Raw genomic sequence first — 11,601 nt, forward strand, 5'->3', positions numbered from 1 at the left:
GCTGCATCGAAAAGCGTCGTCGGCCGCCCACTATTTCCTTGTTCAGATCACAATTCGCAGGCACTGGCCCGCGTGGTAGAGGGAGAAGCCGGCTTCGTACAGGCAACTGCGCAAGCCCACGCCGGCCAGGGGCTGCATGGCTGCGAAGGGGATCGGCAGGGCCTGGGGATCGCCGTTGCACAGGTAGTCGGCGAAGGCCTTGCCCACCACGGTTCCGGTGGTCACGCCCCGGCCGTTGTAACCGGTGACAGCCACCAGGCCCGGGGCCGGCTCGAACAGGCGCATCAGGTGATCGGGGGTGAAGGCGATGCAGCCGGTCCAGGTGCATTCCCACTCCACCGGCTTGAGGTACGGGAAGTAATGCTGCTGTACGCGGTCGGCCCAGGCCTTGAGGAACCACAAGGGCTTCTGGCTGCCATTGCCCAGGCTGCCCAGCAACAGGCGGCCCTCAGCATCCCGGCGGATGCTGCTGAGCACCTGTCGGGTATCCCAGGAGCCCTGGCCCCCGGGCAGGATCTGCTGCGCCGCTTCTTCGGTCAGGGGCGCGGAAGCCACCTGGTAGTAGTAGCCGGGGAAGAAGTTGCGCCGCAGCTCGGTCCAGTCGCCCTCGGTGTAAGCGTTGGAGGCGATCACCACCTGCTCGGCCAGCACCGAGCCCTGCTCGGTCTGCACCGACCAGCGCTGGCCCTGGCGCTCCAGGCGGGTGACCGGGGAATGGTCGAACAGACGCCCGCCCAATTCCGTCGCCGCCCTGGCCAGGCCGCTGACGTAAGCCATGGGGTTGAGGGTTCCCGCCCGCCGGTCGAGCAGGGCCGCGGCAATCTTGCGAGTGCCGGTGGCCGCTTCGCACGCCACGCCGGTCAGCAACTCCACGGGGGCCCCGCGACGTTTCCACTGTTCTTCACGGCTGCGCAGATCGGCCTCGCCCCGGGCGTTGTGGGCCATGTGCAAAGTGCCTTCGCGGCGCAGCTGGCAATCGATGTGGTACTTGTCCACCAGGCTGAACACCAATGACGGCGCCGCGCCGAGCATGCGGTTGAGCTGGCTGCCCACCTGCTCGCCGAAACCGGCCTCGATCTCGTCCGGCGGGATCCACATGCCGGCGTTCACCAGCCCGACGTTGCGCCCTGAACCGCCGTGCCCCGCGCGATGGGCTTCGACCACACAGACCCGCTTGCCCTGCTCCAGCAAATGCACGGCGGCCGACAGCCCGGTGAAGCCGGCGCCGATGATGCACACATCCGCCGTCAGCTCGCCCTTGAGCGGCGCCCTGTCAGGCCGTTGCGGAGTGAGTGTTTCCCACAGACATTGTTCTTGTAGCGCCATTGCCAGACTCCGAAATCAACGAACCACAGACGCTGAAACGCACTTGCCGCTGTTCGCCAGCAAGCTGGCTCCTACAAACCTCCCCGTAGGAGCGAGCGTGCTCGCGAAAAGACTCAATCGAAGGTGATGCCCTGGGCCAGCGGCAGCTCCCGGGAGTAGTTGACGGTGTTGGTCTGGCGCCGCATGTAGCCGCGCCAGGCATCGGAGCCGGATTCGCGACCGCCGCCGGTTTCCTTCTCGCCGCCGAAGGCGCCGCCGATCTCTGCGCCGCTGGGCCCGATGTTGACGTTGGCGATGCCGCAGTCGCTGCCCACCGCCGACATGAACTGCTCGGCTTCACGCACGTCGGTGGTGAAGATGCAGGACGACAGGCCCTGAGGCACGGCATTGTTCAGGCGCAGCGCTTCTTCGAAGTCGTTGTAGCCGATCACATAGAGGATCGGCGCGAAGGTTTCGCTGCACACCACCTCGCTCTGCTCGGGCATTTCGACGATGGCCGGCGACACGTAGTAGGCGTTGGGGAACTGGTCCTGCAACTGGCGCTGGCCGCCGAAGACCCGGCCGCCCTCGCTCAGGGCCTGCTCCAGGGCATCCTGCATGGCCTCGAAACTGTGCTTGTCGATCAGCGGGCCGATCAGATTGCCTTCCAGCGGATGGCCGATGCGCACCTTGGAATAGGCCGTCTTGAGGCGGCTGATGATTTCCTCTTTCACCGACTCGTGGGCAATCAGGCGACGCAGGGTGGTGCAACGCTGGCCGGCGGTACCCACGGCGCTGAACAGGATGGCGCGCACCGCCATGTCCAGGTCGGCGCTGGGGCCGAGGATCATGGCGTTGTTGCCGCCCAGTTCGAGAATGCTGCGGGCAAAGCGTGCGGCCACTTTCGGCGCCACTTCGCGGCCCATACGGGTACTGCCGGTGGCGCTGATCAGGGCGACCCGCGGATCGTCCACCAGGGCGGCACCGGCATCACGGCCGCCGATGATCACCTGGCTCAGGTATTCGGGAGCATCCTGGAAGTTCTTCAACACGCGCTCCAGCAGCGCCTGGCAGGCCAGGGCGGTGAGCGGGGTCTTTTCCGAGGGTTTCCAGATCACCGGGTTGCCGCAGACCAGCGCCAGGGTGGTGTTCCAGGCCCAGACCGCTACCGGGAAGTTGAAGGCGCTGATCACCCCGACAACCCCCAGGGGATGCCAGGTTTCACGCATGTGATGGCCCGGGCGCTCGGAGGCGATGGTCAGGCCGTAGAGCTGGCGCGACAGGCCGACGGCGAAGTCGCAGATGTCGATCATTTCCTGCACTTCCCCCAGGCCTTCCTGGGTGATCTTGCCGGCTTCCCAGGACACCAACTCCCCCAGGTCGGCCTTGTACTCGCGCAGCACCTCACCGAATTGCCGCACCAGCTCGCCGCGACGGGGTGCCGGCACCTTGCGCCACAGGGCGAATGCATGCTCTGCGCGACTGACCTGCTGCTCCACCTCGGCGGCGCCCTGCCAGTTCACCGCGGCGATCCGGCTGCCGTCGATGGGCGAGTGCACAGGCTGGGTGCCCGACTGGTACAGGGCCGGGTTAACACCCAGACGATCAAGCAATGCGGCAACCATGGGGTTACTCCTTACAGATGAAAGCGAAAGAACCAGGCCGCTGCGACGGCCATCAAGGCTAGTAGTTGTAGCTGGCCCGAGACTTGCCAACAAACGACCTTTAAGCGAGATATCATTCCGTTTATTCATGCTGAGCCGCTCGCTGGCACCCATAAGAACAAGGACCACCCATGCTCAACAAACGCTACTTGCCGTCGATCACCGCCCTGCAGTGCTTCGAGGCCGTGACCCGGCACCTGAGCTTCACCCGTGCGGCCGAAGAGCTCAACCTGACCCAGAGCGCGGTGAGCAAGCAAGTGGCGCAACTGGAAGAGCTGCTGCAACACCTGCTGTTTCGTCGGGTACGGCGGCGCCTGCAACTGACTCCGGCCGGCGACCTGTACCTGGTGGAGGTGCGTAAGATCCTCACCCAGGTGGAGATGTCTACCCATTACCTGCGTTCCTACGGCGGCGAGACCGAAGTCCTACGAGTCTCCACGCCTTACACTTTTGGCGCCCGCTGGCTGGTGCCGCGCCTCAAGGGCTGGCGACTGCGCCACCCGCACATCCACCTGGACCTGTGCAATGAGCAAGAGCCTGACGAACTGCTCCAGGGCCATGCCGACCTGGCCTTCTACTTTGGCCAGGGTTCACGCCCCGGCACCGAGAGCCTGAAGCTGTTCAGCGAAGAGCTGGTGGCGGTCTGCGCCCCCGACAGCCTGCCCGCCGAGCCCTTGACCGACCCCAGGCAACTCACTGAACTGGTGCTGTTGCAGAACGCTTCACGGCCCCAGGGCTGGCACGAATGGTTCGACCAACAGGGCTACCAGACCGAGCACAGCTACCACGGCCCACGCTTCGAAACCTTCTATATGTGCATCCGTGCGGCCCAGGTCGGCTGCGGGGTCGCCCTGCTGCCACGTTTTCTGGTGGAAGAAGAACTGGCTGAAGGCAAGCTGGTGATCGCCTGGGAATACGCCATGCCCAGCCAGGACGCCTATTACCTGGCCTACCCCGAACACTCGGCGGAAGTGCCCAAGGTCCGGGACTTCGTGCGCTGGATGCTCGAACACAACGACTCGCCCCTCCCGTAGGAGCCGGCTTGCCGGCGATGGGGCCCTTGAGCCCTGCTCAAGACTGAAGATCCGTTCGCTGGCAAGCCAGCTCCTACGGCCGGAGAATGGCCCGCCACAAAAAACACTGGCAAAGCGCTGCGCGTCTATGCGCCACTAGCGCCTTCATTGAAAGAGCTGAATGCCGCACTTGTCCGTCGCGGCCAGCATGGAGATTCCCGTTATGAGCGAGAGTGTGTTTGCCGATCGCATCGTGCAGAACCTGCTCGACACCGACTTCTACAAACTGACCATGATGCAGGCGGTGCTGCACAACTACCCCAACGTCGAGGTGGAATGGGAGTTTCGTTGCCGTAACAGCGAGGACCTGCGGCCCTATCTGGCAGAGATCCGCTACCAGTTCGAACGCCTGGCGGAACTGAGCCTGAGCGCCGACCAGTTGGGCTTTCTCGAACGGATCAGCTTCCTCAAGCCGGATTTCCTGCGCTTTCTCGGGCTGTTTCGCTTCAACCTGCGCTACGTGCATACCGGCATCGAGGACGGCGAGCTGTTTATCCGCCTGCGCGGCCCCTGGCTGCACGTGATCCTGTTCGAAGTGCCGATGCTGGCCATCATCAGCGAGGTGCGCAACCGCTACCGCTATCGCGAGATCCAGCTGGTCCAGGCCCGCGAGCAGCTGTACCGCAAGTTCGACTGGCTGACCGCCAACGCCAGCAGCGAAGAACTTTCCGAGCTGCAAGTGGCGGATTTCGGCACCCGCCGACGCTTTTCCTACCGGGTCCAGGAAGAAGTAGTGAACGTGCTCAAGCACGATTTCCCCGGACGTTTTGTCGGCACCAGCAACGTGCACCTGTCCCGGGAACTGAACATGAAACCCCTGGGCACCATGGCCCACGAATGGATCATGGCCCACCAGCAACTGGGGCCGCGGCTGATCGACAGCCAGATCGCCGCCCTCGACTGCTGGGTCCGCGAATACCGTGGCTTGCTGGGCATCGCCCTGACGGATTGCATCACCACCGATGCCTTCCTCGGCGATTTCGACCTGTTCTTCGCCAAGCTGTTCGACGGCCTGCGCCACGACTCCGGCGACCCAATCCTCTGGGCAGAAAAGGCCATCGCCCACTACCACAAGCTGGGCATCGATCCGATGAGCAAGACCCTGGTGTTCTCCGACAGCCTGAGCCTGCCGCGCGCCCTGGAAATATTCCGTGCGCTGCGGGGACGGATCAATGTCAGCTTCGGCATCGGCACCAACCTGACCTGTGACATTCCCGGTGTCGAGCCGATGAGCATCGTGCTTAAAATGGCTGCCTGCAATGGCCAGCCCGTCGCCAAGATCTCCGATGAAGCGGGCAAGACCCATTGCAAGGATCCGAACTTCGTCGCTTACTTGCGCCACGTTTTCCAAGTACCTGCCCAACCTGGCAAGGAGTGAATCATGCAAGCCGTACAGCGTGAGATTGCGCAGCAGCTCAAGGTCCAACCACCTTTTCCCGACCACGCCGCCCTTGAGGCAGAAATCGCCCGGCGCATCCGCTTCATCCAGGACTGCCTGGTCAATTCCGGGCTCAAATCCCTGGTGCTGGGCATCAGCGGCGGTGTCGACTCCCTGACCGCCGGCCTGCTGGCCCAACGGGCGATGCGTGAATTGCGCGAACGCAGCGGAGACGATGGCTACCGCTTCATTGCCGTGCGCCTGCCCTATGAGACCCAGTTCGACGAACACGATGCCCAGGCCTCGGTGGACTTCATCAACCCTGACGAACGCCACACCGTGAACATCGGCCCGGCGGTCAGGGCCCTGGCCAACGAAGTGGCGGCCTTCGAGGGGCAGCACGCGGTGTCCCGGGATTTCGTACTCGGCAACACCAAGGCGCGGATGCGCATGGTGGCCCAGTACACCATCGCCGGCGCCGCCCATGGCCTGGTGATAGGTACCGACCACGCCGCCGAAGCGGTGATGGGTTTCTTTACCAAGTTCGGTGACGGCGCCTGCGACCTGGCGCCCCTGAGCGGCCTGGTGAAAAACCAGGTGCGCTCCATTGCCCGCTATTTCGGCGCGCCGGAGTCCCTGGTGGAAAAAGTCCCTACCGCCGACCTCGAAGACCTGTCGCCGGGCAAGCCGGACGAAGCGTCCCACGGCGTCACCTACGCCGAGATCGACGCCTTCCTGCATGGCCAGCCGGTACGTGAGGAAGCCTTCAAGATCATCTGCGACACCTACCGCAAGACCCATCACAAACGCGTCATGCCCTTCGCCCCATGACCCGCCTCGCTCTGTAGGTGCCGGCTTGCCGGCGAAAGGGCCGCTTGTGCTGCACAAGGCTCGAGGGCCTCTTCGCGGGCAAGCCCGCTCCTACGGATGCACACAAAAAAAGCGCCCCTGGGGGCGCTTTCTTGTTGCAGCCGGGCCTGATGCTTACTTCAGGACCACAGCGCCTTTCATCATCGAGTTGTGGCCTGGGAACGAGCAGAAGAACTGGTAGCTTTCGCCAGCGGTCAGCTTCGATACGTCGAAGGTCACCGAATCTTTCTCGCCGGCACCGATGATCTTGGTGTGGGCGATGACACGGGTGTCGCCTTCCTTCAGGTAGCTCTTGTCGATGCCGGCGGCCATGCCGTCGGTGGCGATGCCTGCCATGTCTGCGGTCTTGCTCAGTACCCAGTTGTGGCCCATGACGTTCTTCGGCAGGCTGCCGGAGTGGGTCAGGTTCACGGTGAAGGTCTTGCAGCTCTTGTCGATGGTGATTTCCTTAGTGTTGAAGGACATCTGGTCGGTAGAGTCGACATCGACCTTGCATTCGGCGGCCATCAGTTGGCTGCTGGCCAGTGTCAACAGGGATACCGCAACGAGTTTGGCAAACATGGTGAATCTCCAAGGCAGGGTTAACAAAATCCATCTGAATCCATGGGACGGAAGACTGCCTGAATTTCTCGCAAGTTCCTATGATTTGCATCAAAAAATTGTATACAACTCTCTGCTATCGACCTGATCAAGACAATCAACCGGCCAGCGGCATGGCACGCTTCTAGAATCACGCCATCGTCCCTGATCGGAGTCACCCTCATGCCGTTGAACAGCCTGTTTCGCAGCTTGCTCGCCGCCTACGCCTGTGGCGCCAGCGGTACCCATGAAACCCCGCAACGGGAGGTTTAATACTTGGAGCGAGGCCGGCGAGCCTTTACTCTGAGGCCATCAATGACCTCGGAGTAAGGCATGTCGTTAACTTCTGTCTGTGTATTCTGTGGCGCCAGCACCGGCGCCAACCCTCTCTATCGTGAAGCCGCCCAGGCCTTGGGCCGGGCCATCGCCGAGCGCAAGCTGACCCTGGTGTATGGCGGCGGCGCGGTAGGGCTGATGGGCATCGTCGCCGACGCGGCCCTGGCGGCCGGGGGCGAAGTCATCGGGATCATTCCGCAAAGCCTGAAGGACAAGGAAATCGGCCATCGCGGCCTGACCCGCCTGGAAGTGGTGGACGGCATGCACGCCCGCAAGGCGCGCATGGCCGAGCTCAGTGATGCCTTCATCGCCCTGCCCGGCGGCCTGGGAACCCTGGAAGAACTCTTCGAAGTCTGGACCTGGGGCCAGTTGGGCTACCACCACAAGCCGCTCGGCCTGCTGGAAGTGAATGGCTTCTACGAAAAACTCAGCGGTTTTCTCGATCATATCGTCGGCGAAGGCTTCGTCCGTGCCCCGCACCGTGACATGCTGCAAATGAGCGAGTCGCCGGCCGGCCTGCTGGATGCGCTGGACGCCTGGCAACCGACGGTCCCGGACAAATGGGCCGAAGGCAAACCCAGCTAACCACCCGGCCCCGATAACAGGCAGAATACGCGCCGCTCAACCTCACCTTCGACCCCAGAGGATCGCCCATGGCCAAACCCAACTACTCCTTCGCCAAACGTCAACGTGACTTGGCCAAGGAACAGAAGAAAGAGGAAAAGCTGCAACGCAAGAAAGCCGCCGCTGAAGAAACCAGCGCACTGAACCCGGATGCAGAAGGTGAAGTGAGCGTCGACGACGCCGAGCCCGAGGCCCCCCAGGCCTGACCTGCCCCGTAGGAGCTGGCTGGCCAGCGAAAGCGCTCTCCAGCCCTACGCAATATCCGCAGGCCCCATCGCTGGCAAGCCGGCTCCTGCAAGGTCGGAGATGGCAGTGTCATGCCAGGGGCATGACGGTGACCCGAACATCCGGGTCATGGCTGCCCCCTCCCAGAATCACCCCACGCAACGGCGACACATCGGAAAAATCCCGGCCCCAGGCCAGGGTGATGTGCTCCAGCGCCGGCTGCACGTTGTTGGTCGGGTCGAAATCCACCCAGCCCAGCACCGGGCAAAACACTGAAACCCAGGCATGGGAAGCATCGGCGCCGATCAGCCGCGGCTGCCCCGGCGGTGGCTGGGTCAGCAGGTAGCCACTGACATAGCGCGCCGCCAGCCCTCGCGAGCGCAGGCAGGCCAGCATCAGGTGGGCGAAGTCCTGGCACACCCCGCGCCGACGTTCCAGCACCTCCACCAGCGGCGTCGCCACCTGGGTGGCTTCGGCGTCGAAAGTGAACTCACTGAAGATCTTCTCCATCAACGCCTGGGCGCCCTGCAACAGCGGCCGCCCCGGTACGAAGCAACTGGCGCAGAACTCGACAAAACTCTGCTTCAGATGCACATAAGGCGATTCGAAACGGTAGCGACAGGCTTCCAGCAACGCCTCGGACAAGGGCTGGCCACTGTAGGTCAGGGCGCCGCGGGCGGCATCCCAGGGCAGTGACGCGGCAAAATCCAGCGCCGGCCGCTCCAGCACCTCGACACTGAGCTGGGCATTGACCAGCAATTCGTCATGGGGCCGCTCGAAGGCCAGGCGGGTCAGCGGGTTGCCGAATACATCCTGCTCGTCACGACGGCTGGTAGGGTCGGGGCTGATCAGCAATTGCCGCTCGCTGCACAGTTGCCAGGCACAGGCCCGGGGCCACAGGTGCGCCAGTTGCTGGGCCAGGGACACCGGGCTGTCGTAGCGGTAGTGGGTGTCGTGGAACACCTGGTAGCGCGCGCTCATCAGACCGACACCGTTTGCTGGCTGACATCATCCACATGGGCGAAATGCCGCAGCGCCAGGCGGTCCGAAACCTGCCCGCTGACCTCGGCGATCTCCTGCAGCAGGTCCGCCAGGCCCTCCACTGCGGCGCGCACACTGGTCTCGCCGAACAGCGAGTTCTCCAGGCAGCCCAGGTCGAAATGCGCCAGGCGCTCCACCAGCCGCGGCAGCGCCAGCTCGCGGGGCACGCCGAAATCATCGTTGAGGCGCTTGAGGGTGCGGGTCACCAGCTTGAGCTGGAACAACACGGCGTGGGGGTTCTGTTCATCCAGCAGCAACAGGTCGAGGACCGGAATCAACTGCGCCACCGCCAGGTAGCGCGACCGGTAGGTGATGCTGCTGTTACCCAGCTCCAGCAGCCAGTCCAGGCCGGCCTGGTCGAAGGCCGCGGTGCCCCGCAGGAAGGCCGCGAGGCTGCTGCTGAGGAACTGCAGGCGCTCGATGCGCCGGCCAATCATCAGGAAGCGCCAGCCTTCGTCGCGGGTCATGTCGTCCAGGGCGAACCCGGAGAGCGCCGCCAGGGACATCACCAGGCGGTTGAGAAAATCCAGCAGTTCGGCGAAATCCGGCTCCGGAGTGTCCAGCTCCTGGGCCTCGCGCTGCAGCTCCACCAGGGCCTGCCAGTTTTCCCGGGACAGCTTGCCGCGTACCTGGGAAGCCGCCCACTGCAAGCGTTGCAGGTTGGAGCGCAGGCTGAAGGACCAGTCCTCACCCAACAGGGCCGCCAGCAGGCGCTCGGGCAGCTCGCCCTCATCCGGCAGCAGCATCAGGCTTTCTCCCAGGTCCACCGCGGCCAGCAAGGCTTGAGGGTCATCGCCGTCGACATAGCGCGCCAGCATGATCCGCAGCAGCCGCGCACTGTCGTCACAGCGCTCGCAATAACGGCCGAACCAGAACAGGTTTTCCACCACCCGCGACGGCAGGTAGGGATCGCGGCGCACCAGGTCATACACGCCGATGGTGCGCTGGGCCTTCCACTGCTCGCCGCTGGGCGCCCGCTCCCCCAGCACCCAGGTGTCCTTGCTGGCGCCACCGCGCTGCATCGACACCACTTCGGCACCGGCCTGGGCAGCGACCCGGGTCAGGCCTCCGGGCAGCACCCGGTAGCCGTCCTCGCTGGCCACCGCGTACACCCGCATGCCGATGGCACGGGGCTGCAGCTGCCCGTTCTCGGCCTGCCAGACCGGCGCCTGGGACAGTTGCGGCAATTCCTGGGCGACATAGGCATAGGGCCGCGCCCGCATGCGCTCAGCCAATTGCCGGCGTTGCTCGGGGTCCAGGTCGCGGCCCAGCACCGGGGTGAAGCTCTGGGAGGCGAAGGCCGGCTTGACCAGCAGATCCGGGAGTTTTTCCAGGGCCTGCTGCAGCACCGGGGCCTCGCCGCACCACCAGGTAGCGATGGACGGCAGAAGCAGTTCCTCGCCCAGCAGAAACTGGCTGATCTTCGGCAGGAAGCCCAGCAGGCCGGGGGACTCCAGCACCCCGCTGCCCAGGGCGTTGGCCACCAGCACCCGGCCCTGGCGCACCGCGTCCAGCAGCCCGGGAACCCCCAGGGCCGAGTCGGTGCGCAACTCCAGCGGATCGCAGAAATCGTCGTCCAGGCGACGCATGATGGCGTGCACCCGGCGCAGGCCGCTGAGAGTCTTGAGGTACACCGTGGCATCACGCACGGTCAGGTCGCCGCCCTCCACCAGCGGGTAGCCAAGCTGTCGCGCCAGGTACAGGTGCTCGAAATAGCTCTCGTTGAACCGCCCTGGCGTCAGCAGCACCACCAGCGGCGCTTCGCTGTCCCGGGGTGCCTGGCGGGCCAGGGTTTCCTGCAGGGTGCGGAAGAACCCGGCCAGGTGCTGCACTTGCAGGTCGCGGTACAGGTCGGGGAACGCCCGGGACACGCTCATGCGGTTCTCCAGGGCATAGCCGGCCCCGGAGGGCGCCTGGGTACGGTCGGCGGTGACCCACCAGCGCCCGTCCGGGCTGCGTGCCAGGTCCACGGCATACAGGTGCAGGAAGGTCTGTTCCGGCGGGCAGATGCCCTGGCACGGCCAGAGGAAATTGTTGTGGCCGAACACCAGTTCCGCCGGCAGCAGCCCTTCGCGGATCAACCGCTGCGGGCCATACAGGTCCGCCAGCACGGCATTGAGCAGGCGAGCGCGCTGGGCGATTCCGGTGGACAGCAACTGCCATTCATCCGCCGCGATCACATGGGGCAACAGGTCCAGTTCCCAGGGCCGGTCGGCGCCCTTGGGGTCGGCATAGACGTTGTAGGTGACGCCGTTCTCGTGGATCTGCCGGGTCAGCAGCGCCTGGCGCTGGGCCAGTTGACCGGGGCTGCTGCGCTGCAACTGTTCCAGCAGCCGCTGCCAGTGCGCCCGGACCTGGCCCTGGTCATCCAGCAACTCGTGGTAGGTACCCGCCGTCAGCGGGTAACGGTCTAGCAAGTCAGGCATGGAACACTCGGCAGACGGCAGGGAAAGTCAGATTAACGCACCGCCATGACGCCCGGATATGGCTATCTCACAGGCGTCGC

The 11,601-nt window shown here is 64.5% G+C and carries 10 protein-coding genes; 5 read left to right on the top strand and 5 right to left on the bottom strand.

What is annotated here, in order from left to right; genetic code table 11:
• Nucleotides 1–42: 42 nt before the first annotated feature.
• Nucleotides 43–1,326, bottom strand: a complete 1,284-nt coding sequence (locus M2395_RS30870) for an FAD-binding oxidoreductase (protein ID WP_123431195.1) — start codon at nucleotides 1,324–1,326, stop codon at nucleotides 43–45.
• Nucleotides 1,327–1,439: 113 nt separating this feature from the next.
• The gene (locus M2395_RS30875; protein WP_011058964.1) at nucleotides 1,440–2,930 is read right to left on the bottom strand and encodes an aldehyde dehydrogenase family protein; all 1,491 of its coding nucleotides are present in this window, start codon (nucleotides 2,928–2,930) and stop codon (nucleotides 1,440–1,442) included.
• 170 nt (nucleotides 2,931–3,100) lie between these two features.
• Here M2395_RS30875 and M2395_RS30880 point away from each other — a divergent pair, with 170 nt between their 5' ends.
• The 3 genes from M2395_RS30880 to nadE all read left to right on the top strand — a co-directional run bounded on the left by M2395_RS30880 (nucleotide 3,101) and on the right by nadE (nucleotide 6,251).
• On the top strand, nucleotides 3,101–4,003 hold the full coding sequence (locus M2395_RS30880; protein ID WP_015633948.1) for a LysR family transcriptional regulator: 903 nt from the start codon (nucleotides 3,101–3,103) through the stop codon (nucleotides 4,001–4,003).
• 202 nt (nucleotides 4,004–4,205) lie between these two features.
• The gene (gene pncB / locus M2395_RS30885; RefSeq protein ID WP_015633947.1) at nucleotides 4,206–5,420 is read left to right on the top strand and encodes a nicotinate phosphoribosyltransferase; all 1,215 of its coding nucleotides are present in this window, start codon (nucleotides 4,206–4,208) and stop codon (nucleotides 5,418–5,420) included.
• A 3-nt stretch (nucleotides 5,421–5,423) separates the two neighbouring features.
• Entirely contained in the window at nucleotides 5,424–6,251 is an 828-nt protein-coding gene (nadE, locus tag M2395_RS30890) for an ammonia-dependent NAD(+) synthetase (protein WP_123431196.1), read from the top strand.
• 153 nt (nucleotides 6,252–6,404) lie between these two features.
• Here the strand turns inward: nadE and azu are convergent, their stop codons facing one another.
• Nucleotides 6,405–6,851 (bottom strand): azurin, encoded by a 447-nt coding sequence (gene azu, locus M2395_RS30895; RefSeq protein WP_011058960.1) that lies wholly within the window; start codon nucleotides 6,849–6,851, stop codon nucleotides 6,405–6,407.
• A 351-nt stretch (nucleotides 6,852–7,202) separates the two neighbouring features.
• Here azu and M2395_RS30900 point away from each other — a divergent pair, with 351 nt between their 5' ends.
• Together M2395_RS30900 and M2395_RS30905 are read left to right on the top strand one after the other, a co-directional pair.
• The gene (locus M2395_RS30900; RefSeq protein WP_019096143.1) at nucleotides 7,203–7,790 is read left to right on the top strand and encodes a TIGR00730 family Rossman fold protein; all 588 of its coding nucleotides are present in this window, start codon (nucleotides 7,203–7,205) and stop codon (nucleotides 7,788–7,790) included.
• Between the two features lie 68 nt (nucleotides 7,791–7,858).
• Complete coding sequence (locus M2395_RS30905; RefSeq protein ID WP_011058958.1) at nucleotides 7,859–8,035, top strand: hypothetical protein; 177 nt, start codon at nucleotides 7,859–7,861, stop codon at nucleotides 8,033–8,035.
• Between the two features lie 109 nt (nucleotides 8,036–8,144).
• Here M2395_RS30905 and M2395_RS30910 read toward each other — a convergent pair whose 3' ends face one another.
• On the bottom strand, nucleotides 8,145–9,035 hold the full coding sequence (locus M2395_RS30910) for a transglutaminase family protein (protein WP_011058957.1): 891 nt from the start codon (nucleotides 9,033–9,035) through the stop codon (nucleotides 8,145–8,147).
• On the bottom strand, nucleotides 9,035–11,521 hold the full coding sequence (locus M2395_RS30915) for a circularly permuted type 2 ATP-grasp protein (protein WP_053148784.1): 2,487 nt from the start codon (nucleotides 11,519–11,521) through the stop codon (nucleotides 9,035–9,037). The genes M2395_RS30910 and M2395_RS30915 overlap by 1 nt, the downstream gene beginning before the upstream one ends.
• Nucleotides 11,522–11,601 lie beyond the last annotated feature (80 nt).

The sequence above is a fragment of the Pseudomonas sp. BIGb0176 genome, assembly GCF_024810175.1.
Taxonomy (GTDB): domain Bacteria; phylum Pseudomonadota; class Gammaproteobacteria; order Pseudomonadales; family Pseudomonadaceae; genus Aquipseudomonas; species Aquipseudomonas protegens.

Bases quoted from the DNA above. Each gene is read 5' to 3' on its own strand.
- M2395_RS30870 (WP_123431195.1), bottom strand. From the start codon at position 1,326: ATGGCGCTACAAGAACAATGTCTGTGGGAAACACTCACTCCGCAACGG.
- M2395_RS30875 (WP_011058964.1), bottom strand. From the start codon at position 2,930: ATGGTTGCCGCATTGCTTGATCGTCTGGGTGTTAACCCGGCCCTGTAC.
- M2395_RS30880 (WP_015633948.1), top strand. From the start codon at position 3,101: ATGCTCAACAAACGCTACTTGCCGTCGATCACCGCCCTGCAGTGCTTC.
- pncB (WP_015633947.1), top strand. From the start codon at position 4,206: ATGAGCGAGAGTGTGTTTGCCGATCGCATCGTGCAGAACCTGCTCGAC.
- nadE (WP_123431196.1), top strand. From the start codon at position 5,424: ATGCAAGCCGTACAGCGTGAGATTGCGCAGCAGCTCAAGGTCCAACCA.
- azu (WP_011058960.1), bottom strand. From the start codon at position 6,851: ATGTTTGCCAAACTCGTTGCGGTATCCCTGTTGACACTGGCCAGCAGC.
- M2395_RS30900 (WP_019096143.1), top strand. From the start codon at position 7,203: ATGTCGTTAACTTCTGTCTGTGTATTCTGTGGCGCCAGCACCGGCGCC.
- M2395_RS30905 (WP_011058958.1), top strand. From the start codon at position 7,859: ATGGCCAAACCCAACTACTCCTTCGCCAAACGTCAACGTGACTTGGCC.
- M2395_RS30910 (WP_011058957.1), bottom strand. From the start codon at position 9,035: ATGAGCGCGCGCTACCAGGTGTTCCACGACACCCACTACCGCTACGAC.
- M2395_RS30915 (WP_053148784.1), bottom strand. From the start codon at position 11,521: ATGCCTGACTTGCTAGACCGTTACCCGCTGACGGCGGGTACCTACCAC.